This is a genomic window from uncultured Reyranella sp. (assembly GCF_945957355.1).
GTDB lineage: Bacteria > Pseudomonadota > Alphaproteobacteria > Reyranellales > Reyranellaceae > Reyranella.
In genome coordinates this window covers 74,327-95,188 of the sequence record NZ_CAMFKM010000001.1, presented here as the reverse complement: position 1 = coordinate 95,188, position 20,862 = coordinate 74,327, and the positions used below count along the sequence as shown (strand labels likewise).

25 protein-coding genes are annotated in these 20,862 nt (G+C 64.0%); 22 read left to right on the top strand and 3 right to left on the bottom strand.

Annotation, left to right across the window (positions count from 1 at the left end; translation table 11 throughout):
• Positions 1-8 precede the first annotated feature (8 nt).
• Complete coding sequence (radC, locus tag Q0Q48_RS00465) at positions 9-689, top strand: DNA repair protein RadC (RefSeq protein WP_295132200.1); 681 nt, start codon at positions 9-11, stop codon at positions 687-689.
• Positions 690-700: 11 nt separating this feature from the next.
• On the opposite strand, the gene Q0Q48_RS00460 is transcribed toward radC, so the two are convergent.
• A complete protein-coding gene (locus Q0Q48_RS00460; RefSeq protein WP_295132197.1) occupies positions 701-1,261 on the bottom strand; it encodes a flavin reductase family protein in 561 nt (186 codons plus the stop codon).
• A gap of 167 nt (positions 1,262-1,428) precedes the next feature.
• Here Q0Q48_RS00460 and Q0Q48_RS00455 point away from each other — a divergent pair, with 167 nt between their 5' ends.
• Together Q0Q48_RS00455 and Q0Q48_RS00450 are read left to right on the top strand one after the other, a co-directional pair.
• Positions 1,429-1,905: a hypothetical protein gene (locus Q0Q48_RS00455; RefSeq protein ID WP_295132194.1), complete on the top strand. Its 477-nt coding sequence runs from the start codon at positions 1,429-1,431 to the stop codon at positions 1,903-1,905.
• Between the two features lie 534 nt (positions 1,906-2,439).
• Positions 2,440-2,763, top strand: a complete 324-nt coding sequence (locus Q0Q48_RS00450) for a DUF736 domain-containing protein (RefSeq protein ID WP_230551796.1) — start codon at positions 2,440-2,442, stop codon at positions 2,761-2,763.
• A 278-nt stretch (positions 2,764-3,041) separates the two neighbouring features.
• Here Q0Q48_RS00450 and Q0Q48_RS00445 read toward each other — a convergent pair whose 3' ends face one another.
• Entirely contained in the window at positions 3,042-3,269 is a 228-nt protein-coding gene (locus Q0Q48_RS00445; RefSeq protein WP_295132187.1) for a helix-turn-helix transcriptional regulator, read from the bottom strand.
• A 244-nt stretch (positions 3,270-3,513) separates the two neighbouring features.
• On the opposite strand from Q0Q48_RS00445, the gene Q0Q48_RS00440 reads away from it, so the two are divergent.
• Together Q0Q48_RS00440 and Q0Q48_RS00435 are read left to right on the top strand one after the other, a co-directional pair.
• Positions 3,514-3,777, top strand: coding sequence for a DUF2285 domain-containing protein (locus Q0Q48_RS00440; protein WP_295132184.1), 264 nt, complete (start codon positions 3,514-3,516; stop codon positions 3,775-3,777).
• 150 nt (positions 3,778-3,927) lie between these two features.
• Positions 3,928-4,173 (top strand): DUF6499 domain-containing protein, encoded by a 246-nt coding sequence (locus Q0Q48_RS00435; RefSeq protein WP_295132180.1) that lies wholly within the window; start codon positions 3,928-3,930, stop codon positions 4,171-4,173.
• A gap of 97 nt (positions 4,174-4,270) precedes the next feature.
• Here the strand turns inward: Q0Q48_RS00435 and Q0Q48_RS00430 are convergent, their stop codons facing one another.
• Positions 4,271-4,444, bottom strand: a complete 174-nt coding sequence (locus tag Q0Q48_RS00430; protein ID WP_295132177.1) for a hypothetical protein — start codon at positions 4,442-4,444, stop codon at positions 4,271-4,273.
• Here Q0Q48_RS00430 and Q0Q48_RS28660 point away from each other — a divergent pair.
• The 17 genes from Q0Q48_RS28660 to trbG all read left to right on the top strand — a co-directional run bounded on the left by Q0Q48_RS28660 (position 4,361) and on the right by trbG (position 20,862).
• Positions 4,361-4,702, top strand: a complete 342-nt coding sequence (locus Q0Q48_RS28660; protein WP_366915255.1) for a DUF2285 domain-containing protein — start codon at positions 4,361-4,363, stop codon at positions 4,700-4,702. The two genes, Q0Q48_RS00430 and Q0Q48_RS28660, sit on opposite strands and share 84 nt — an antisense overlap.
• A gap of 142 nt (positions 4,703-4,844) precedes the next feature.
• Positions 4,845-5,126, top strand: a complete 282-nt coding sequence (locus Q0Q48_RS00425) for a helix-turn-helix domain-containing protein (protein ID WP_082752226.1) — start codon at positions 4,845-4,847, stop codon at positions 5,124-5,126.
• A gap of 12 nt (positions 5,127-5,138) precedes the next feature.
• Positions 5,139-6,011, top strand: a complete 873-nt coding sequence (locus tag Q0Q48_RS00420; protein ID WP_295132170.1) for a replication initiator protein A — start codon at positions 5,139-5,141, stop codon at positions 6,009-6,011.
• Between the two features lie 244 nt (positions 6,012-6,255).
• Positions 6,256-6,720, top strand: coding sequence for a DUF2840 domain-containing protein (locus Q0Q48_RS00415; RefSeq protein ID WP_068190779.1), 465 nt, complete (start codon positions 6,256-6,258; stop codon positions 6,718-6,720).
• Complete coding sequence (locus Q0Q48_RS00410; RefSeq protein ID WP_068190781.1) at positions 6,717-7,226, top strand: S26 family signal peptidase; 510 nt, start codon at positions 6,717-6,719, stop codon at positions 7,224-7,226. The genes Q0Q48_RS00415 and Q0Q48_RS00410 overlap by 4 nt, the downstream gene beginning before the upstream one ends.
• Positions 7,223-8,047, top strand: a complete 825-nt coding sequence (locus tag Q0Q48_RS00405; RefSeq protein WP_295132164.1) for a lytic transglycosylase domain-containing protein — start codon at positions 7,223-7,225, stop codon at positions 8,045-8,047. The genes Q0Q48_RS00410 and Q0Q48_RS00405 overlap by 4 nt, the downstream gene beginning before the upstream one ends.
• 349 nt (positions 8,048-8,396) lie before the next feature.
• Positions 8,397-10,502: a DUF3363 domain-containing protein gene (locus Q0Q48_RS00400; RefSeq protein ID WP_068191889.1), complete on the top strand. Its 2,106-nt coding sequence runs from the start codon at positions 8,397-8,399 to the stop codon at positions 10,500-10,502.
• 119 nt (positions 10,503-10,621) lie between these two features.
• Entirely contained in the window at positions 10,622-12,622 is a 2,001-nt protein-coding gene (locus tag Q0Q48_RS00395; RefSeq protein WP_295132161.1) for a conjugal transfer protein TraG, read from the top strand.
• Between the two features lie 8 nt (positions 12,623-12,630).
• Positions 12,631-13,074, top strand: a complete 444-nt coding sequence (locus tag Q0Q48_RS00390) for a CopG family transcriptional regulator (RefSeq protein WP_068191548.1) — start codon at positions 12,631-12,633, stop codon at positions 13,072-13,074.
• A 138-nt stretch (positions 13,075-13,212) separates the two neighbouring features.
• The gene (trbB, locus tag Q0Q48_RS00385; protein ID WP_068191550.1) at positions 13,213-14,181 is read left to right on the top strand and encodes a P-type conjugative transfer ATPase TrbB; all 969 of its coding nucleotides are present in this window, start codon (positions 13,213-13,215) and stop codon (positions 14,179-14,181) included.
• Positions 14,178-14,504 (top strand): TrbC/VirB2 family protein, encoded by a 327-nt coding sequence (locus Q0Q48_RS00380; RefSeq protein WP_068191552.1) that lies wholly within the window; start codon positions 14,178-14,180, stop codon positions 14,502-14,504. Before trbB ends, Q0Q48_RS00380 begins: the two co-directional genes overlap by 4 nt.
• On the top strand, positions 14,504-14,767 hold the full coding sequence (locus tag Q0Q48_RS00375) for a VirB3 family type IV secretion system protein (protein WP_068191554.1): 264 nt from the start codon (positions 14,504-14,506) through the stop codon (positions 14,765-14,767). Before Q0Q48_RS00380 ends, Q0Q48_RS00375 begins: the two co-directional genes overlap by 1 nt.
• Positions 14,768-14,777: 10 nt before the next feature.
• Positions 14,778-17,216, top strand: a complete 2,439-nt coding sequence (trbE, locus tag Q0Q48_RS00370) for a conjugal transfer protein TrbE (protein ID WP_295132154.1) — start codon at positions 14,778-14,780, stop codon at positions 17,214-17,216.
• Positions 17,213-17,950, top strand: coding sequence for a P-type conjugative transfer protein TrbJ (gene trbJ / locus Q0Q48_RS00365; RefSeq protein WP_068199179.1), 738 nt, complete (start codon positions 17,213-17,215; stop codon positions 17,948-17,950). The genes trbE and trbJ overlap by 4 nt, the downstream gene beginning before the upstream one ends.
• A gap of 37 nt (positions 17,951-17,987) precedes the next feature.
• Positions 17,988-19,241 (top strand): P-type conjugative transfer protein TrbL, encoded by a 1,254-nt coding sequence (trbL, locus tag Q0Q48_RS00360; RefSeq protein ID WP_295132149.1) that lies wholly within the window; start codon positions 17,988-17,990, stop codon positions 19,239-19,241.
• Positions 19,241-19,924 (top strand): conjugal transfer protein TrbF, encoded by a 684-nt coding sequence (gene trbF, locus Q0Q48_RS00355; RefSeq protein WP_295132146.1) that lies wholly within the window; start codon positions 19,241-19,243, stop codon positions 19,922-19,924. The genes trbL and trbF overlap by 1 nt, the downstream gene beginning before the upstream one ends.
• On the top strand, positions 19,921-20,862 hold the full coding sequence (trbG, locus tag Q0Q48_RS00350) for a P-type conjugative transfer protein TrbG (protein ID WP_295132143.1): 942 nt from the start codon (positions 19,921-19,923) through the stop codon (positions 20,860-20,862). Before trbF ends, trbG begins: the two co-directional genes overlap by 4 nt.

Below are 20,862 nucleotides of genomic sequence, written 5' to 3'. Positions count from 1 at the left end.
CATTATCCATGCCTATATCAACCGTGACTTCTGCATCTGCGTCGCTGGGCCAAGGCTCCGTCAGGAATGGCAATCTTTCCGTTCTGCCATCGACAGCGACCACGGAGCAGGATCTGCTCGCCGGATTGCTGGCATCTTCGCAAGGTAGCGAGCGAGCTTCTGCCCTCTTGCAGCACTTTCCTAGCATTGGGCATGTCATCACCGCCGAAACGGCCCAGCTTCGCGCCTTCGGATTGACGGGCCGCGACATCGCCGCGTTTCGGCTTGTTCGCGAGATCGCATGCCGCATCGCCAAAGCCGAGGTGCGCAGGCGTCCCGTGCTCAGCAACTGGCGGGCGCTGATCGCCTACCTGCAGACGGCAATGGCTTACGAGCAGGTCGAACAATTTCGAATCCTGTTTCTCGATACCAAGAACAATCTGATCGCTGACGAGGTGCAGCAGAGTGGCACCGTCAATCACACGCCCGTCTATCCGCGGGAGGTCATCAAACGAGCGTTGATTCTAAACGCCTCCGCATTGATCGTTGTTCACAATCATCCGTCCGGCGATTCAAAGCCGTCGCGGGACGACATTGGGATGACGCGGGAATTGAAAGCGGCCGCCGAGGCTCTCGGGATCGAGTTGCACGACCATATCGTGGTCGGGCACGGCAACCATGCTTCCTTCCGGTCGCTTGGGCTTCTGTAGGTCGCCGGCTCTCACAGCATGCCCGGTCTAAACTGCGATCGTCGGCTGATGACCTTGCCGGCGATCACGAACACGCCGTCACCGGTGTAATGAAGCGTCTCGGGATGCTTCGGCGATGCCGCGACATGCGCCTTCACGACCTCGAAGATGAAGAAGTTGTACTTCGAGATCAGGCGGCTGTCCGCCAGCCGGCATTCGAAGCTAGCGTGGCATTCGGCGATCAGGGGCGCTTTCACATACTCAGCCTGCGCGGGCGTGAGGTTGAACTTCTCGAACTTGTCGATCTGCGCCCCTGACGTGTTGCCGATACCGACGACCTGATCGATGAGCGCCGTGGTCGGAAGGTTGATGACGCATTCCTTGCTGCGCCGGATCAGTTCGAAGCTGTGATTGCCGCCGGCGATCACGCAGCCAATGAGGGACGGCGTGAACTCCATCACGGTGTGCCACCCCATCGTCATGATGTTGCGTTCGGCGCCATGCGCCGATGTGACCAGCACGATCGGGCCTGGCTCCAGATAGCGGCGGATCTTGGAGACCGGCAGGTCGGTCTTGTGGCGGAGCCTCGCCATCCTTCCCCCTTGAGCTGGAATGCGGTTCCTCGAAGTCATCGAAGCGTAGCGTCTCTCATTTGCAACCCAAAGTCTCTCTTCGGCCACTTTCAATCCTGATAAGATGCGGCGGCGCCATGGTGGTGGTGGAAGGCGCGACCGTTCGACCCTTGTCATGGAGATCCACCATGTTTGCTGTCGGCATCGTTCTCAGCATCGTCGGCCTTGGCTTTTTTTGCCGGTTGCTGTTTATGCTGGCCATCTATGCGCTCCCCACCTTCGCCGGACTCTCTGCGGGATTGGCGGCGTTTCACAACGAGGCGGGCGTCACCGGTACGGTCACCGTCGGATTGCTGGTGGGCGGCGCGACCTTGACGCTTGGACAATTCGCCTTTGCGGGCACGCGCACGCCACTCATCCGCGCCATCTTCGGTACGCTCTATGGCGTTCCCGCTGCAATCGCTGGCTATCAGGTGTCGTTTGCCTTGGCGGGCATTGGCATGCCCGGCAATGCATGGCAGACGGCATTCGCCGTGGTCGGCGCCGTTGTCTCCGGCTGCACGGCCTTCTCGCGTCTGGCGCTGTTGGCCGCGCCGCCGGACGGGCGGGGCGCCGGGAGCGCTTACTCGTCTGCGGAGGCGCGGTTGCACAACCAGGGTCGCTGATGCCTTTTCGTCTCCCCACATCGAACAGGTTGGCAAAGATCGTGGCAACGAACGCTTGCCTCGACGCGACAGGCGTACGCATCCCTCTATGACCACTTCGAGGCCCCGTTCCTCTGGCAAGCCGACAAGGTAGAGCGAGCCGCGCTGTCGATGACCGCTTGGGCTGAGACGATGCCGCCCTTTTTCTACGCTATGGCTGCCGCCTCTTCGCCCGGCGTGCCAGTCCTCTTGCGCAGGGCCTCAGGTTGACCACGACTTCTCCCGAGGATGCTGTTCGGCGCGCGACCCACGGCCTCTCTTTGGCTGATCTGGCCAGAGGACGGCTGCGCCTCGATCGCCTGAGCCGCAACGGCGGCGGTTCGACTTTCTTCCCCTGGGCTTCGCCCATTCCTCGCGAGGCAAGAAAGTCGCCCCGCCGCCATCCTCCGCTCTGCTCCGGCCCGTGAACGGGTGCGGCGTCGCTCGCCTCCGGCCTGCAGATCGCCATCGAGGCCGCGATGGTCGCGGGGCTCGAAACAGCACAGGAGAAGTCACATGGCCAACATCGGTACCTTCAAGAAGTCCGGCAACGAGTACCAGGGCGAGATCGTCACGCTCAGTGTTCAGGCAAGGGGCGTGCGCATCGTCCCCGAGGCCAACCGCAGCAACGACAACGCCCCCAGCCACCGGGTGTTTGTCGGCCGGGCCGAGATCGGGGCCGCTTGGTCGAAGCGCTCCAACGAGGGCCGCGACTACCTCTCGCTCAAGCTCGACGATCCGAGCTTCAACGCCCCGATCTTTGCCAACCTGTTCGACGACGAGGACGGCGAGGGCTTCAGCCTGATCTGGTCGCGCAGCCGCAAGAAGAACGGCGAGTAAGCCCAAGCTTCCAGAGCCCCGCCCGAAGCACCGGGCGGGGCTTTTCTTTGCTCGGGCGGCCGTGACTTCTGGAAGGCCAGAAGGCTTGCCATGGGATAGCGCTTGTCAGCTATCGATCGTTCTTTCGTTCGTCTTCAAGGACTGAAGGAATTGGGCGCATCCGGCTTCGCCGGACCGGGCTCTATGCGGCCGATTGGGAGGGAGGCGGCCGCACGAAGCCACCCTTCAGCTGAAGCGAGGGAAGGGTGTCTTCGCCTGACGGTTACGATCCCTTGCGGTCACGACCGTGATTTTTGCACCGGCTCCACGAGCAGGTCAGCCGGACGAACGTTCAAGGACTCTGCCACTTGCAAGATCGTCAGGAGAGTGACGTTCTGCAGCCCACGCTCGATCGCACTGACGTAGGCCCGGTCCACACCCATGCGAGCGGCGATCGCCTCCTGGCTGAGGCCTGCTGCCAGTCGATAGACACGGACGTTGGCGCCGAACACCTTGCGAATGTCCATCCGCAGGATAGGAGGCAATCGCGTATTCTGGCGCTACGTACTATAATACGCGGCCAAATTTGCTGGCGCGACGATGTCTCTATGCTTTTATGCAGATCAGGCCGCAATGATCTTCACGATGCGCTTGGTGAGCATGAAAGTTGATGGAGGTGATGCGTTGCTTGCATCGCCAATGGGCGTTGGGCTGTGACTATGCGGTGGTTGGAGTTCCGACGAATGTTCTTCCCTCGCTGCGATTCCTGAGATGACGACGCCTCCTTTCGACGACTGCCCTCCTGAAAGTGACGTGGTCACGCCGTACGACGAGCGGCACTTCGCGACGTATCTACGTTTGCTGGACGCTGCGGCCGAGGCCGCAGACTGGCGAGAAGTCGTGCGTATTGTCTTCCAGCTTGACCCGACGTTGGAACCCGACCGCGCACGCTTGGTCTACGACACTCATTTGTCCCGGGCTCAGTGGATGACCGAGAAGGGCTTCCGTGATCTCTTGCGCGCATCGCGCAACTGACCGGCAGGCAACCAAGAAAGGACTTTTAGATACCCGCTTGGGGGCGTCTTCGCACGACATCGCGCGTTCGGCGCTCGGGCTCTTCAACAACCCTTGGTCGCATGAAAGGCTTGGGCCCGTTAGCCCTGAGTTCGCGTAACGGAGTCTTTGATGTCCAAGAGACCCGATTGGAGGTCGCCCGACTATGTCGAAGCGTTGAAGGATCTCGATCGTGCCGGGTTCGCATGGGAATTCCTGCGACGCAATCCGGCCTACCGGGAAGAGTACGAACGGATCGATGAAGATCCGGAAGAGTCAGAATTGAGCCCGGAGACAGTGGGAGGTAACTGGGGGCTTTCCTTTCGCCTGCGCCCCTTCACTCGATGCGACTGCCGCGCGGATTCTATGGCGGCCTGAGCTGCTTCCCCATGCCGTGCTGCTCGTTCCCGCACCCAAGGGTTTCGAGGCCGCTTACCGCTTCGAAGCACTTGACGGCTTGCCGCCATCGACAGATCTACAGCGCCGCGGAGAGCGACGCTGCATTGTGAATGATGCCGATGGCCCACATTCCTTGTGGCTCGAGAGTGAGCGCCCAGCACTGCCAATGGCGGCGCTCGTCCCCCTGGATGAGACCGTTCTCCTTCGCCTCGCCGGTTTGCTCCGCCTTAAGCGCCGGCTCGATGGCCACTCGGCAGGCCCGCTTCCGTCCGCTTGGCAGCTCACAGCGCGTCTCCGCAGACGGCTTCTAACCATGATCCGTGCGTTGGACGGTCACCTGGAGGGTGCAAGTTATCGCGAGGTGGCAAGGGCGCTCTATGGCCCGGAAGCGGTAGGGCGATTTCCTTGGAAGACCTCATCGGTCAGGGGTCAGACGATCCGATTGGTCGCTGATGCCGTGGCCATGATGGACGGCGGCTATCGAAAGCTGCTGCGCGCCAGTCGCTAGCCTCTCCCGACACCAGGGCAGGGGGTATCGTCAACCTCAGGGGCCAGTTCGTCATCCTCCCGGCCCGCGAATCTCCGCCACCGTGACCGTCGTTACGCCGTCGCCTCTCGACGGCTCTCGTCACAACCACGGAGCCATCCGCATGCCCGATCCTGCCGCCGGCCTGCCGCCGCGCTTTTTGCGAACGCCGGAAGCTGCACGTTTTCTCAGTCTCTCCGGACGCACCCTTGAGAAACACCGAACCTACGGCACAGGTCCGACCTACCGGAAGATCGGGGGGCGTGTCGTGTACGCCGTCGAGGACCTCAAGGCCTGGGCTGATCGCGGCGCCAAGACGTCGACCTCAGATCCCGGCACCGGGACCGTGCTGCCTGCAAAGCCGCACATGAACCAGCATGCCAATGCGCCTCGAGTTCGTCGCTGAGCGGAGGCCAACGTGACCTTCAAGCACAAGCGCATCAGCGAGCGAGACCAGCTCGAGCTGTTCAGGGCGTTGCCCGGCGATCTCGCACCGCGTGACGCCCAAGACCTCATGGCCTACCCGTTCTTCTCACTCGCTAAATCCAAGCGTGTGCGGCCGATCGACTACCGCACCCGCACGGTCGCCATACGGGTGGAGGCCGTGCCAGATCACGGCATGGCGACCATCTGGGACGCCGATGTGCTGATCTGGGCGGCCTCGCAGATCGTCGAGGCGAGGGACGCCGGCTTGAAGACCTCGCGTCTGATGGCTGCCACACCGTACGAGATCTTGACGTTCGTTGGCCGTGGCACTGGTGCACGTGACTACGATCGACTGAAGGCGGCCTTCGACCGTCTCCAGTCCACCACCGTGCTGACTTCCATCCGTCAACCTGCAGAGCGGCGGCGCCATCGCTTCTCCTGGATCAACGAATGGAAGGAGACTTCGGACAGCCACGGTCGTCCGCTCGGCCTCGAACTTATCATCCCGGACTGGTTCTATGCCGGCGTTCTGGACGACGCGCTTGTGCTCACGATTGACCGTGCGTACTTCGATCTGACGGGCGGTCTGGAGCGCTGGCTATATCGAATCGTCCGCAAGCACGGCGGCCGTCAGGCTGATGGGTGGAGCTTCGATTTTTCGCATCTCCACGCCAAGTCCGGCAGCCTCTCCCCGCTCAAGCACTTCTCCTATGATATGCGCGAGATCGTCCGCCGACAGGCACTGCCCGGCTATCGGCTTTGCATCGAGCGCGGCTTCTGCGGCGCCGAGCGGCTTGAGTTCGTGGCCATCCCGCGCGTCCCGTTCATCCAGCGGCCGGTGGGTCCTTCTGGGGACAAGCTGTGACTCGGCTCGTGCTTTTGGGGACGTGGACCATCGTGCCATCAGGGACCCGATCCTCGTGCTATCGGGGACCAGAATCGCGAGATTCTCTTTGGCACTCAACGGCTTGGTGCGTCCTTAACTTCCCTAACCCAGATTCCTTCGGAATCTGTCTAACGTGCCAGACTTGTCCACTGCTGGGCATAGCAGTCTCGCCGGGAAGGGAAAGACCAAAGCACGCGGGTCCGATCCGGCCACGAGGTCGCGCATGACCGATCTCACGCAAGTCGAATTGTTGTGGCTCGAGAAGCAGATCGAACGATGGATACGCTTCGGCCGGCCCGCAGACGAACAGATCCTCGATCGACGGCGGCGGGTCCTCTATTTTGCGCCCGGTAGCACCTTCGGCTTCGTGCGCTGGGCCGCCAACGACTACGGAACGATCGCTTCGCGTATCGATATCCTGCGCGCCGTGCGCTCAAGCGAAGCCTGCGCAACCATACCCTACGTCCGGCCGGGTGCAGACATCCTGTTGCGCGCTTCCGGCTGGGCGAAGGTGAAGCATGTGTTGCAGATGATCGACATCGTCGAAGGGCTGGGCGTCGATCCCGCGGACGCGGCACCAGATTACTGGCGCCATGTCCACAGTCGTCTGGCGGTCGGGGACGCGTTGAGGCCCTACACGATGGCACGCCATAAGGCCTGGCTGCTCCGGCAGAGACTCGAGCCATGAAGCGCCACGTGTGCGTTTCGCTGATTGCGTTGGGTGTCGTCAGCCTGGTGGCGCCGGCCTTCTTGCAGCTGCATCGCATGATTGTGTGGAATGCGTCGGCCAGTGTTCCCGTGGGGCTTTACCTACTCGAAACCACTGACGGGAGATATATCTCTGAGCTGGTAGCCGTAGTGCCGCCGGAGCCGCTCGCCACCTTCCTTGCGGCCGGCAACTACCTGCCGCGCGGCGTTCCCATGCTGAAACATGTGCTGGCGCTTCCCGGCCAGACCGTGTGTCGAGATGGCCTCGTCGTCACCGTCGATAAGGTTGCTGTCGGAATGGCGCGCGAGCGTGATCGCAGTGGGCGATCTTTGCCGGTCTGGCAGGGCTGCCGCGTCGTCGCCGAGGACGCACTCTTCCTGATGAACTCGCGATCGGCGGACTCGCTGGACGGGCGGTATTTCGGCCTCCTGCCGCGATCTGCCGTCACCGGTCGCGCTCATCCAGTTTGGACAAAGGAGGAATGATCATGAAGTTGTGCCGGCCTGAAGTGCCCGCCCGATCGTACGTGGGACGTCGCGACCCTTCCTCCGTCTCGGCCAAGACCTTTCACAAGGCCATCCGGGCCATCGTATCGATGGCCGCGATTCCTATTATCGCAATCCTCGTATCATCCGGTAACACGGCGCTCGCTCAATCTGCCACCACGATGTTGCGAAAGACCTCATCGGACACTGGTCCCTATGCAAGCTTCGTGCGCGAAGCGGCCCAGCGGTTTGACGTACCGGCATCCTGGATCGGAGCGGTGATGGTGATCGAAAGCGGTGGTGACGTGCTGGCTCTGTCATCCCAAGGCGCGATGGGCTTGATGCAGGTCATGCCCGAAACCTGGGCTGGTTTGCGTATCCGATATGATCTCGGTGACAATCCTTATGACCCGCACGACAACATCCTTGCTGGAGCGGCCTACTTGCGTGAGCTTCATGAGCGCTACGGCTCGCCGGGTTTTCTGGCCGCTTACAATGCAGGTCCCGGGCGTTACGACGACCACTTGGCCACAGGCCGACCATTGCCGTACGAGACGCAACTTTACGTGGCCACTCTTGCGCCGCTGATTGGAGAGCGGCAGGCCGATGACACTGTCGCCACCAGCCGTCGCTTCGTTCCCTGGCCGGAAGCGCCGCTGTTCGTGACGCGGGATCAGGATAATTCTGCGGCCACGCCGTCAGTGCCCAAGACGACAACTGAGCGGCCATCAGGCGGCCGGTCTGCCGAGAGCTTATCGCGGTTTAAAGCACGGCCCGACAGCTTGTTTGTCCGCAATGAAAACGCAGTGCTTCTGCCGTGATGCGGAGAGCAGACGGTTGGATCCTTCAGCTGTGCTCGTGAATTCTTCATGAAGTCATCGGCTCAGGGACCCCAGATCATGGACGGCAAGATAAAGCGGGTGGCCCCGCTGCCGTCGCTGCGCTCCTAGAGGCTTGTCTGCACGTTGTTTTTTGAGACCGCTGCGCTGGCTCTTCGCGACAGACATGCGTCTCTTAAAACAGTTTTCTCTTTGTATTCAATGCTCCGAGCGCCATCGCTTCTGGGACAGCCCCTTCCATTGCTACGCCGGAGATACCTTTTCTACGCCATGAAGCGAGCCCCGCGTTCTGACGCTTGCGGCGCTGCGTTTTGCTGCCAATCGTTATGCCATGTCGCGTGATGACGACGATTTCCGTCTCCGGCCCGGAAGGATCCAGGATCGCGGCGACGCGCGGACCGGGAGACGCCGCGCCGGGAGCCAAGGTGGCCGTGCGTCTAATTTCAACGGGCAAATTCAGCAGGCTATTCGACGGGCTGGCGGCAATCCCTCTCGACTGGGCGAGGCTGGGAAGGGCGGCGGCCGGTTCAACGAACGCGGGCGCGGGGCCTCGGTGGCTGCGGCGCTGAAGAACCGGAAACCCTGGAGCCACGACGGTGGCGTCCGCACACGGTCACGGCGGGTCGCGATCAAGGCTCGGGTCGTGAAGCTCAATCCCCAGTCCGGTGCCACCCGAGGGCGGCAGTTCGTCAGTGGCAAAGCCATCGACGCGCATCTTCGCTATTTGCAGCGCGATGGCGTGACAAGGGACGGTGAGAAGGGTCAAGTCTACTCGGCCAGCCAGGACGTTGAGGATGGTCGTGCATTTGTGGAGCGGGGCCGGGAAGACCGCCACCAGTTTCGCTTTATCGTGTCGACGGAGGAGGGTGTCGAGCTCTCTGACCATCGCGCGACCACCCGCGAACTCATTAAGCAGATGGAGGCCGACCTTTGTACCAGCCTCGACTGGATTGCGGTCGATCACCACAACACCGGCCATCCTCATACTCACATCATCGTTCGAGGAGTGACCGACGATGACAAGACTCTCAACATCGCTGGCGATTACATCGCCTATGGCATCCGCGAGCGGGCTAGCGACATCGTAACCCGGGAGCTCGGCCGTCAGACCGAGCACGAAGTTTCGCGCGGCTTGGAGAGTGAGGTGGATGGCGACCGCTTCACACGCCTCGACCGCATGCTGCTCGCCGAGCAGCGGAGCCGAAACGAGTTTACCGACCTGAGGCCAGACCAGGACATGCTCGAAAGCCTGCGACAAAATCGGGCGCTGCTGATTCGGCGGGCGCGCAAGCTGGAGCGCATGGGCTTGGCCACCGAGGTGGAGCCAGGCCGGTGGACAGTATCGCCCAGGGCCGAACCCGTCTTGCGGGAGCTGGGAGAGCGTGGCGACATCATCAAGGCCATGCATCGGGCACTGGACCGCGAAGGGTTGGCGCACGCCCGCTCAATCGCAGGCTATGTCCTCCATCGCGAGGAGATGACCGCACCGATCGTTGGTCGGGTGCTCGACAAGGGGCTGGCGGGCGACGAGATGGGCGAGCGCGTGGGGCTCGTCGTCGACGGCGTGGACGGGCAAGTCCATCATCTCGAGATGGATCCTGCCGCAGTGGAGAATATTCAGCGCGGCATGATCGTGACGGCTGGTGCCGCCGAGACGGGACCGCGCGCATCGGACCGCAATATCGTGGCCATTGCCGGAGAGGAGGGGATCTACAGGCCGGCCGCCCATCTGGAGCAGGCTGTCGGCACCGTCGAACGCTTGGGCGGCGATCCTGCGGCCTACGTCCGGTCCCATGTCCGGCGCCTGGAGGCGCTGCGACGGGCCGGCCATGTCGAGCGGATCGATGCCGACCACTGGCGCATTCCCGCCGACTTGGCCGAGCGCGGGCAGGCATATGACCGCGCGCTGGACCGCGCGGCCGGTCGGGTGACCGTCCTCTCGACGTTGGGGCTCGACCAGCAAGTCGGCCATGATGGCGCGACGTGGCTCGACCGAGAGTTGGACGCTCGTCAGCGCACCGTTCTGGCAGACGACGGATTTGGCCGGGAAGTGACGGCCGCGCTGGCCAGGCGTCGGCGATGGCTGGCTGACAAGGGGTATGCCACGGAAGTCGGCGACGGGCGGATCCGGATTTCTCGCGTCGTGATGCAGCGACTTGAGGTTCGTGATGTCGAGCGCGTCGGCCGCGCGCTCGCCGCCGATCGGGGGCGGGAATGGCAGCCCGCCATTGCGGGGAACCCTGTTGCCGGGACGCTGGTCGGATCCACGCAGCTTTCGAGTGGACGGTTCGCCATGATCGACGACGGGCTCGGCTTCAGCCTGGTTCCGTGGCGGCCCGCGCTCGAACAGCATGTCGGCCGCCTGGTGACAGGGGTGGCCCTGCCCGGCGGTGATGTCAGCTGGTCGCTTGGACGACGCCGAGGACTTGGGCTGTAGCTCGAAGAGGAAGCGCGTGGCAGGGCACTCCGCCAATTTGCACGCCAGGGCCGCCGCATAAGCGCTCTGCATGTCGCCGGCATTGAACCGATGGCAAGTGACCGCTTGATCTCCTCGTCATGTCTGCGACGAAGATCCTGTGGGGGCAGATCACCCTCGTTTTCGCAATCGTGCTCGTAACTGTATGGGCGTCAACGCAATGGACGGCCTGGCGGCTGGGTTACCAACCCCAGCTCGGGCCACCCTGGTTCGAACTCGCCCATGTCCCGATCTACTTTCCTCCGACCTTCTTCTGGTGGTGGTACGCCTTCGACGCCTATGCCCCCGCGATCTTCGTGGAGGGCGCCTGTATCGCGGCCTCAGGCGGCTTCATCTCGATCGGAGTCGCGATCGGCATGTCGGTCTGGCGCGCGCGTGAAGCGAAGAACGTGGCGACTTACGGTTCAGCTCGTTGGGCGACTGCAGTCGAGGCTCGCCATGCAGGCTTGATGGGTCCCGACGGCGTGGTGCTGGGTAAGCTCGGCGCCGACTACCTGCGGCACGAAGGACCGGAACACGTTCTCTGCTTTGCGCCGACGCGAAGCGGAAAGGGCGTCGGTTTGGTCGTGCCGACCTTGCTGACCTGGCCGGGCAGCTCGATCGTTCATGACATTAAGGGAGAGAATTGGGAATTGACCTCAGGTTTCCGGTCGCGGCATGGCCGCGTGCTGCTGTTTGATCCGACCAATGCGGCGTCCGCCGCTTACAATCCGCTGCTCGAGGTTCGGCGCGGCGAATGGGAAGTCCGCGACGTCCAGAACATCGCCGACGTGCTGGTAGATCCCGAAGGCGCCCTGGAGCGACGGAACCATTGGGAAAAGACCAGTCACGCCCTGTTGGTCGGCGCCATCCTGCATGTCCTGTATGCGGGAGAAGATAAGACGCTGGCGGGCGTAGCCGCCTTCCTGTCAGACCCGAAACGGCCGATCGAGACGACGCTCCGGGCGATGATGACCACAGCGCACCTCGGCGAGGCGGGTGTCCATCCGGTCATCGCGTCGGCCGCCCGGGAACTGCTGAACAAGAGCGAGAATGAGCGCTCGGGCGTGCTCTCGACCGCGATGTCCTTCCTCGGCCTGTACCGCGACCCCGTTGTGGCTCAGGTGACCCGTCGTTGCGACTGGCGCATTCGCGATCTCGTCGAGAACGAGCGACCGACGACCCTTTACCTCGTGGTGCCGCCGTCCGACATCAGCCGGACCAAACCGCTGGTGCGCCTGGTCTTGAACCAGATCGGCCGCCGGCTGACCGAAGAGCTGCACGCCAAGGGGCGGCGGCACAGGTTGCTGCTCATGCTCGACGAGTTTCCTGCTCTCGGGCGCCTGGACTTCTTCGAGTCGGCACTGGCTTTCATGGCCGGTTATGGATTGAAGAGCTTTCTCATCGCCCAGTCCCTCAATCAGATCGAGAAGGCTTACGGTCCTAACAACGCCATCCTCGACAACTGTCATGTCCGTGTGTGCTTCGCCACCAACGACGAGCGAACCGCGAAGCGCGTCTCGGACGCGCTCGGCACGGCGACCGAGATTCGCGATGCGAGGAACTATGCCGGCCACCGGCTGAGTCCGTGGCTTGGCCATCTCATGGTTTCTCGGCAGGAGACGGCACGGCCGTTGTTGACGCCCGGAGAAGTCATGCAGCTACCGGCGAGCGACGAGTTGGTCCTGGTTTCCGGGTGCCCGCCGATCCGGGCCAGGAAGGCGCGGTACTACGAGGACCGGCAGCTCACGGAACGACTGCTGCCACCGCCAGAACCAGAACGGCTGGGAGATTGCGCCGTCACGCCGGATGATTGGAGTGCCAAGGCTGTTCCCGCAGTTCAGGCGGCACGCGGAGAGGGAACCGGCGGTCTTCAGGAAGGGCAGCCCGTCGACGATCCCGCTAATGGCGGCATTCGTCGGGAGCCGGAGCTTGCCGAGCATGAAGACATCGCGCCCGAGCCCGTCACGCCTTCGCCCGAGTTCGAGTTTGCCGAGGAGGAAGCCGACGAAGATGCGGTGCGAGCCCGCCGATTGCGCGCGACGGCTCGGGGGCTCGCCCGCCAGGCCACGATGGATCCTGGCGATGGAATTGACCTGTGAGTCGATAGATGCGCACCAAGCATACGTTTCGTCTGCCGCCCGATCTGGGGCTGAAGCTTGCCGACTATGCGTTGCGCAAACGCGTGCCGCAGGCCCATATCGTGGAGACCGCACTCGCCTCGTTCCTGTCGCCGGATGCGTCCGAAAGGCTGGAGGGAGCGCTCGGCCGTCGCTTGGACCGGCTCGTTCGACAGGTCGAGCGTCTGGAGCGCAATGTCACGATCTCGAACGAGGCGCTGGCGCTCTTCGTGCGCTTTTGGCTGACCACCACGCCGTCTTTGCCTGACGGCGCACAGCAGGCCGCGCAAGCCAAGGGCCGCGAACGCTACGAAGGTTTCGTCGATGCTCTGGGCCGGCGCCTGGCGAAGGGACGGACGCTCTCGGATGAGATCTCGCGGGACATCGGGCCAGACGAGGGCGCGGAACGCGACTCGCCCAAGGAGCCTGTTTAGCGATCCCGCTCATTCGCACGCCTTTCTACGCCAGATCACTACGATCCATCGGTTGTTGTTGCGTCGAGCCTGTTGCTGCTTCTTCTAATCGACCCCGTTCCATGGCCGCTGCTTGCGGCCCTGCATCCCGGGGTGACGATGACGATTCATTCCTTTCAGGCAGAGGTCATTTCTCGGGGCGCGCGGATGCTCCGCACCGCGCTCGGACCCGCGATCGCAACCTGGCTCGAAGACCCGTCCGTCGTCGAGGTGATGCTCAACCCCGACGGTCGGCTCTGGATCGACCGGCTGTCGACCGGCCTGGCCGAGACGCAGGAGAGACTGGCAGCCGCCGAAGGTGAGCGCATCGTGCGGCTGGTCGCCCACCATGTCGGCGCCGAGGTTCATCCCGCCAGTCCGCGCGTATCGGCCGAGTTGCCCGAGACGGGTGAGCGGTTCGAGGGGCTGCTGCCGCCCGTTGTCGCGGCGCCCACCTTCGCGATCCGCAAGCCCGCGGTCGCAGTCTTCACCCTCGACGATTACGCCGGGGCGGGCACCATGACGATGGGCGAGGCCGAGGCACTCCGACGGGCCGTTGCCGACCGCCGCAACATTCTCGTGGCCGGTGGCACTTCGACCGGCAAGACGACGCTCGCCAACGCGCTCCTGGCCGAGGTGGCAAAAACGACCGATCGGGTGGTGCTGATCGAGGACACCCGCGAACTGCAATGCCGCGCCGCCAACCTCGTCGCCTTGCGTACGAAGGACGGCGTGGCGTCGTTGTCCGAACTGGTGCGTTCGTCCCTGCGGCTGCGGCCCGACCGCATCCCGATCGGCGAGGTCCGAGGCGCCGAGGCGCTCGACCTTCTGAAGGCCTGGGGCACCGGCCATCCCGGCGGCATCGGCACCATCCACGCCGGATCGGCGATCGGGGCGTTGCGGCGTCTCGAGCAGCTTATCCAGGAAGCCGTCGTCACGGTGCCCCGCGCCCTGATTGCAGAGACGATCGACATCATCGCCGTGCTGTCGGGTCGCGGGAGTGCCCGTCGGCTGACGGAACTCGCCCGCGTCGAGGGCCTCGGCGCCAGCTCGGACTACGCCCTTTCACCTGCAGGAGAACGCCAATGAATCGCCTAGTCATCCGTCGTGCCGTAGGACCGGTCGCGATCTCGTTGTTGAGCATGGTGATCTACTCTTCGGCAGCCTATGCGGCGGGCTCCAGCATGCCATGGGAGCAGCCGTTGCAGCAGGTCCTGCAATCGGTCGAAGGGCCGGTCGCCAAGATCGTCGCGGTAATCATCATCATCGTCACCGGTCTCACCCTGGCGTTCGGCGACAGCTCCGGTGGATTTCGGCGCCTGATCCAGATCGTGTTCGGCATCTCGATCGCCTTTGCCGCCTCGAGTTTCTTCCTCTCCTTCTTCTCCTTTGGCGGGGGGGTCTTGGTCTAATGACCGAACCCGTTCCCGGCTTCGTGGTGCCGCTCCACCGCGCTCTGACCGAGCCGATTCTGCTGGGCGGTGCGCCGCGCTCGATCGCGATCCTCAACGGCACACTGGCGGCGGCGATCAGCCTGGGACTGCGACTGTGGGTCGCCGGTCTGCTGATCTGGCTCATCGGTCACGGGCTGGCCGTCTGGGCGGCCAAGCGCGACCCGCTCTTCGTCGAGGTGGTGCGTCGCCACCTGCGCATCCCGGGCCGGCTCGGCGTCTGAGGGGACTGTCATGATTAATCTTGCCGAATACCGAAACTCGGCTACGCGCCTCGCCGATTTCCTGCCGTGGGCAGCGCTCGTCGCTCCCGGCATTGTCCTGAACAAGGACGGCTCGTTCGAGCGGACCGCGCGGTTCCGCGGTCCCGACCTCGATTCGGCGGTGCCGGCAGAGCTGGTCGGCGTCGCAGGACGGTTGAACAACGTCCTGCGTCGACTTGGATCGGGCTGGGCCCTGTTCGTCGAAGCCCAGCGGCAGCCTGCCAGTATCTACCCGGAGGGAAGGTTTCCGGACGCGGCATCGGCGCTGGTCGACGCGGAGCGAAAGGCGGCCTTCGAGGAAGAGGGGACGCATTACGAATCGGCCTATTATCTGACATTTCTGTATCTCCCACCGGCTTGGGAATCTGCTGGTGCGGAGCGCTTCTTCTATGAAGGCCGCCACCGCGCTGCGGGAGCGGATGCTCGTGAGATCCTGGCCGGCTTCATCGACCGGACGGACCGGATGCTGCATCTTCTCGACGGCTTCATGCCCGAGTGCCGCTGGCTCGACGACGCAGAGACGCTGGCTTACCTGCATTCCTGCATCTCCACCCGGCGCCAGCGTGTGCGCGTGCCGGAAGTGCCCATGTATCTGGACGGGCTGCTGGCCGATCAGGCCCTAACTGGCGGGCTTGAGCCGAAGCTTGGCGACTGCCACCTGCGGGTGCTCACGATCGTCGGTTTCCCCGGAACGACCACGCCGGGGCTGCTCGAAGAACTCAATCGTCTGGCCTTCGCCTATCGGTGGTCGACGCGGGCGATCCTGCTCGACAAGAAAGACGCCACGCGGCTTCTGACGCGAATCCGCCGTCAGTGGTTCGCCAAGAGGAAGTCCATTGCGGCCATCCTCAAGGAGGTGATGACCAACGAGGCGACGACGCTCGTCGACACCGATGCGCACAACAAGGCGATCGACGCCGATGCTGCCCTGCAGGAACTCGGCTCGGACGCCGTCGGCGCGGCCTACTGTACTGTGACCGTCACGGTATGGGACGAGGATCCGCGCATCGCCGACGAGCGGCTGCGTCTCGTCGAAAAGGTAATCCAGAGCCGCGACTTCACCTGCATGGTGGAGAGGGTCAATGCCGTCGATTCGTGGCTGGGCTCACTTCCGGGGCATGCCTATGCCAATGTGCGCCAGCCGCCGGTCTCGACGCTCAACCTGGCGCACATGATCCCGCTGTCGGCGGTCTGGGCCGGACCCGCGACCGATGAGCACTTCGGTGGGCCGCCGCTGTTTTTCGGCAGGACCGAGGGGGCGACGCCCTTCCGGTTCTCGCTGCATGTCGGCGATGTCGGCCATACGCTCGTGGTCGGCCCGACAGGCTCCGGCAAGTCCGTGCTCCTGGCCCTTATGGCGTTGCAGTTCCGGCGATACGACAAGGCGCAGGTCTTCGCCTTCGACTTCGGCGGTTCCATCCGTGCCGCTGCGCTCGCGATGGGTGGAGATTGGCACGACCTCGGCAGCGCGCTGGGCGAAGAGGAGAGGGATCCCGTGGCCCTCCAGCCACTGGCGGGCATAGACGATGTCGCGGAGCGAGGCTGGGCGACCGACTGGATTGCAGCACTCCTGGCCCGCGAGAAGATCGTCCTCACGCCCGAAGTAAAGGATCATTTGTGGTCGGCCCTCGGGTCGCTGGCATCGGCACCCGTCGAAGAGCGCACTATGACGGGACTGTCGGTGCTGTTGCAGTCGGCCGCCCTCAAGCGGGCCCTACAGCCCTACTGCCTGGGAGGTGCCTATGGCCGCCTGCTGGATGCAGAGGCCGAACGGCTCGGCAGCACTTCGGTACAGGTCTTCGAGACCGAGGGGCTCATCGGAACAGGTGCCGCAGCTGCCGTTCTCGCCTATCTCTTCCATCGAATTGAGGCACGTCTCGACGGCAGCCCGACCCTGCTGATCGTCGACGAGGGTTGGCTCGCCCTGGATGACGAGGACTTCTCGGACCAGCTGCGCGAATGGTTGAAGACCTTGCGCAAGAAGAACGCCTCCGTCGTCTTCGCGACGCAATCGCTTTCAGACATCGATGGCGCCGCCATCGCGCCGGCCATCATCGAGAGCTGCCCGACCCGGCTCTTCCTGCCAAACGAGCGGGCGATCGAGCCGCAGATCACGGAGATTTATCGCCGCTTCGGTCTCAACGATCGTCAGATTGAGATTCTCGCCCGGGCGACGCCCAAGCGCGACTACTACTGCCAGTCCCGCCGCGGCAATCGCCTCTTCGAGCTTGGCCTTGGCGCGGTGACGCTTGCCCTCACGGCGGCCTCGTCGAAGGCCGACCAGGCTCTGATCGAACGGATTCTCGCCGAACATGGCCGTGAGGGCTTCCTTGCCGGTTGGCTTCAGGCGCGCGCGGTGCCCTGGGCTGCCGATCTCATCCCCGACTTCAACACAGGAGAATCGTTATGACATCTATCCGTGGTTACGGCGTGACGCTCGCAGCCATTTTCGCCCTCTCCGGTAGTCCGCTCCCGGCCTCGGCGCAGATGACCGTGTTCGATCCCAGCAATTATTCGCAAAACCTGCTGACCGCGGCGCGCACGCTCGAGCAGGTCAACAATCAGATCCTGTCTCTGCAGAACGAAGCGCAGATGCTGATCAACCAGGCCCGCAATCTCACGAGCCTGCCATACTCCTCCTTACAGCAGCTGCAGCAGTCGATCGGGCGGACCCAGCAACTCCTGGGTCAGGCGCAGAACGTTGCTTACGACGTCCAGCAGATCGATCGGGCGTTCTCGACGACCTATGCGCCTGCATCGACGAACCAGTCGGACCAATCGCTGATCGCCAGTGCCCGGACTCGTTGGGAGAACTCCGTCGCGGGCCTGCAGGATGCCCTGCGCATCCAGGCGACGGTCGTCGGCAACCTCGACACCAATCGCCTGGAAATGTCCGCCTTGATTGATGCCAGCCAGGGCGCTGCCGGAGCACTGGAGGCGGCGCAAGCCGGCAACCAGCTCATCGCGCTTCAGGCGCAGCAGCTGGCTGATCTCACGGCGACGGTGGCCGCGCAGGGCCGGGCGCAAAGTCTTGAGGCGGCCGCGCGCACGGCGGCTCAGGATCAGGCGAGGGAGCAGCTTCGTCGCTTCCTTGCGCCCAACGCCGGCTATCAGCCGTCTACCGTTCGCATGTTTCATGAATGAGGCGGTCGTGTGGGCAGAAGGCACGGAGTGAAAGCCGATGGGCGGTACAGGCGTTATCGACCGGTTCCTCGCAGTCTTTACCAGCTACATCGACAGCGGCTTCGGGTTGCTAGGCAGCGAAGTAAGCTTTCTCGCAGCCACCCTGGCCGCGATCGACGTGACACTGGCCGCGCTGTTCTGGGCCTGGGGCCGGGACGAAGATGTCATCGCCCGGCTCGTTAAGAAGACGCTGTTCATCGGGGTCTTCGCCTACCTCATCGGCAACTGGAACAGCCTAGCCCGCATCATATTTGAGAGCTTCGCAGGTCTTGGCCTGAAGGCCTCCGGCACTGGCCTGTCGGCGGCGGACTTTCTCCGACCGAGGCGGGTCGCCCAAGTCGGTCTTGATGCCGGGCGTCCCCTCCTGGAGTCGATTTCGGGACTGATGGGCTACATCAGCTTCTTCGAAAACTTCATCCAGATCGTGGTGTTGCTATTCGCCTGGGTCGTGGTGCTACTCGCCTTCTTTATTCTCGCCGTTCAGCTCTTTATCACCCTGATCGAGTTCAAGCTGACGACGCTCGCCGGCTTTGTGCTCATTCCCTTCGGACTCTTCAGCAAGACGGCCTTCCTGGCCGAGCGGGTGCTGGGCAACGTCGTGTCCTCCGGCGTGAAGGTGCTGGTGCTGGCAGTCATCGTCGGGATCGGCTCTACGCTCTTCTCTCAGTTCACTTCAGGCGCTGGCGCCCAGCCTTCAATCGAAGACGCCATGGCGCTCGTGCTGGCCTCACTGGCCCTGCTGGGTCTCGGTATCTTCGGGCCGGGCATCGCCAACGGCATCGTCTCGGGTGGACCTCAGCTGGGTGCCGGTGCGGCGGTGGGAACCGGGCTGGCGGCCGGCGGCCTTGCCGCCGCAGGCGGCGCCCTTGCGACGGGCGGCGCGAGTGCGCTGGCCGGTGCCGCGGGCGCGGCCGCCCGAGGCTCTGCGGCCCTGGCAGGTGGCGCCGCGACTGCCTATCGCGCCGGTGGTCTGTCCGGTGTGACCGTCGCTGGCGCATCCGCCGCGTCGAACCCGCTCCGCCGGGCCTCAGAAAGCGTTTCGAGCAGCTTCGAAGCCGGCGGGCGCGCTGCTGCGGGCGGTGCCGAGGCCAGCGCTGCGGCGGCTCCGGCGGACGCGCCGCCTGCCTGGGCGCGGCGGATGAGGCGGAGCCAGGCCGCAAGTCACGGCGCTTCCGCCGCCACGCATGCCATCCGGTCCGGCGATCACGGTGGTGGCGGCTCCTCCATCGATCTTTCTGAAGGGAACCATTGATGTTCAAGCGTTCGTCCGTCCGTTACGGCCACACACCCGTGCCGGAGACGCCCTACCAGAAGGCCGCGCAGGTCTGGGACGACCGGATCGGCTCTGCGCGTGTGCAGGCCAGGAATTGGCGCCTGATGGCGTTCGGTTGTCTGGGGCTCGCCGCCGGTCTCGCCGGTGGGCTCGTCTGGCAAGCGGCGAGGGGCACGATCACGCCTTGGGTCGTCCAAGTCGACAGGGTTGGTCAGGCGCAGGCGATCGCGCCGGCCGACGCCTCCTATCAACCCACCGATCCGCAGATCGCCTTTCATCTTGCGCGGTTCATTGAGGACGTGCGCGGTCTGCCATCCGACGCGGTAGTGCTCCGTCAAGGCTGGTTACGCGCATACGACTTCACCACGGATCGCGGCGCCGCGGCCCTCAACGACTATGCGCGTCGCGCCGATCCTTTCGCCAAGCTCGGCAAGATGCAGGTCTCTGTCGAGGTCTCGAGCGTCATCAGGGCATCGCCCGAGAGTTTTCGGGTGGCCTGGACCGAGCGTCGCTACGAGAGCGGCCAGCTCGCGGCCACCGAGCGCTGGACCGCCATTCTCACCATCGTGATCGAAACGCCGCGAGACGCCGATCGTCTGCGCAAGAATCCGCTCGGCGTCTTCGTCAACGCCATCAACTGGTCGAAGGAGCTCGCACAATGAGGTACCACCGCATGCGGCCAGCCATTTTCGTCTCCCTGCTGGCGGTTACGGGATGCGCGTCCACCAAGCCGCCTCAGATCAGTTACGACGAGAGCGTGCCGCCGCTCCCTGTGTCATCCACTTCCACCGAGGATGCACCGCCGCAGCCTCTGCACATCCCCCCGGCCTGGACGCCGGCGCGCGGAGGACTGGGCGATGCAAGGGACCCGGTGGCACGCGTCGAGGCTGCCAATGGCGCCGCGCGGGTGGAGCCGCGCCGCGAGGGCTACTTCAACGCCGTGCAGGTGTTTCCGTATAGCCCGGGAGCCCTCTATCAGGTCTACGTAGCCCCAGGACAGGTCACCGACATTGCCCTGGAGCCTGGCGAGCAACTCACCGGCTCAGGCCCGGTGGCCGCCGGCGACACGGTACGTTGGATCATTGGCGATACGGAGAGCGGTAACGGCGATACGCGTCGCGTACATATACTGGTCAAGCCAACCCGGCCTGCGATCGAGACCAACCTCGTGGTCAACACCGACCGACGTACCTATCTCATCGAGCTGCGGGCCCATGAGCGACCTTATATGCCCTCGGTTGCCTGGTTCTATCCGGAGAGCCGAGGCAAGAGCCTGCGCGCTCTGCCGCCAGTGCCGGTTCTCCCTGAGATCGCCCAGCGCCGGTATCGATACTCGATCGAGGGTGACAAGCCGCCCTGGCGTCCGGTCAACGTCTACGACGATGGGCGCAAAGTCTATGTCGAGTTCTCGCCCGGCATCGTTCAGGGGGAGATGCCACCTCTCTTCGTCGTCGGCGCGGACGGCAAGCCTGAGCTCGTCAACTCTCGTGCATACGGCAACGTCCTGATCGTCGACCGCCTGTTTGCCGCAGCCGAGTTGCGGCTGGGCGGCGATAGCCAGCAGATCGTCCGGATCGTCCGCGCGGATGGAAGACCCTAG

What these genes read in the sequence shown, in the direction of transcription:
- trbE (WP_295132154.1), top strand. Translation starts at nt 14,778, where the DNA reads ATGATTAATCTTGCCGAATACCGAAACTCGGCTACGCGCCTCGCCGAT.
- Q0Q48_RS00460 (WP_295132197.1), bottom strand. Translation starts at nt 1,261, where the DNA reads ATGGCGAGGCTCCGCCACAAGACCGACCTGCCGGTCTCCAAGATCCGC.
- Q0Q48_RS00435 (WP_295132180.1), top strand. Translation starts at nt 3,928, where the DNA reads ATGTCCAAGAGACCCGATTGGAGGTCGCCCGACTATGTCGAAGCGTTG.
- Q0Q48_RS00425 (WP_082752226.1), top strand. Translation starts at nt 4,845, where the DNA reads ATGCCCGATCCTGCCGCCGGCCTGCCGCCGCGCTTTTTGCGAACGCCG.
- trbJ (WP_068199179.1), top strand. Translation starts at nt 17,213, where the DNA reads ATGACATCTATCCGTGGTTACGGCGTGACGCTCGCAGCCATTTTCGCC.
- Q0Q48_RS28660 (WP_366915255.1), top strand. Translation starts at nt 4,361, where the DNA reads ATGGCGGCGCTCGTCCCCCTGGATGAGACCGTTCTCCTTCGCCTCGCC.
- Q0Q48_RS00440 (WP_295132184.1), top strand. Translation starts at nt 3,514, where the DNA reads ATGACGACGCCTCCTTTCGACGACTGCCCTCCTGAAAGTGACGTGGTC.
- Q0Q48_RS00455 (WP_295132194.1), top strand. Translation starts at nt 1,429, where the DNA reads ATGTTTGCTGTCGGCATCGTTCTCAGCATCGTCGGCCTTGGCTTTTTT.
- Q0Q48_RS00405 (WP_295132164.1), top strand. Translation starts at nt 7,223, where the DNA reads ATGATCATGAAGTTGTGCCGGCCTGAAGTGCCCGCCCGATCGTACGTG.
- Q0Q48_RS00445 (WP_295132187.1), bottom strand. Translation starts at nt 3,269, where the DNA reads ATGGACATTCGCAAGGTGTTCGGCGCCAACGTCCGTGTCTATCGACTG.
- Q0Q48_RS00380 (WP_068191552.1), top strand. Translation starts at nt 14,178, where the DNA reads ATGAATCGCCTAGTCATCCGTCGTGCCGTAGGACCGGTCGCGATCTCG.
- Q0Q48_RS00415 (WP_068190779.1), top strand. Translation starts at nt 6,256, where the DNA reads ATGACCGATCTCACGCAAGTCGAATTGTTGTGGCTCGAGAAGCAGATC.
- trbG (WP_295132143.1), top strand. Translation starts at nt 19,921, where the DNA reads ATGAGGTACCACCGCATGCGGCCAGCCATTTTCGTCTCCCTGCTGGCG.
- radC (WP_295132200.1), top strand. Translation starts at nt 9, where the DNA reads ATGCCTATATCAACCGTGACTTCTGCATCTGCGTCGCTGGGCCAAGGC.
- Q0Q48_RS00390 (WP_068191548.1), top strand. Translation starts at nt 12,631, where the DNA reads ATGCGCACCAAGCATACGTTTCGTCTGCCGCCCGATCTGGGGCTGAAG.
- trbB (WP_068191550.1), top strand. Translation starts at nt 13,213, where the DNA reads ATGACGATTCATTCCTTTCAGGCAGAGGTCATTTCTCGGGGCGCGCGG.
- Q0Q48_RS00400 (WP_068191889.1), top strand. Translation starts at nt 8,397, where the DNA reads ATGTCGCGTGATGACGACGATTTCCGTCTCCGGCCCGGAAGGATCCAG.
- Q0Q48_RS00375 (WP_068191554.1), top strand. Translation starts at nt 14,504, where the DNA reads ATGACCGAACCCGTTCCCGGCTTCGTGGTGCCGCTCCACCGCGCTCTG.
- Q0Q48_RS00450 (WP_230551796.1), top strand. Translation starts at nt 2,440, where the DNA reads ATGGCCAACATCGGTACCTTCAAGAAGTCCGGCAACGAGTACCAGGGC.
- trbF (WP_295132146.1), top strand. Translation starts at nt 19,241, where the DNA reads ATGTTCAAGCGTTCGTCCGTCCGTTACGGCCACACACCCGTGCCGGAG.
- Q0Q48_RS00410 (WP_068190781.1), top strand. Translation starts at nt 6,717, where the DNA reads ATGAAGCGCCACGTGTGCGTTTCGCTGATTGCGTTGGGTGTCGTCAGC.
- Q0Q48_RS00395 (WP_295132161.1), top strand. Translation starts at nt 10,622, where the DNA reads ATGTCTGCGACGAAGATCCTGTGGGGGCAGATCACCCTCGTTTTCGCA.
- trbL (WP_295132149.1), top strand. Translation starts at nt 17,988, where the DNA reads ATGGGCGGTACAGGCGTTATCGACCGGTTCCTCGCAGTCTTTACCAGC.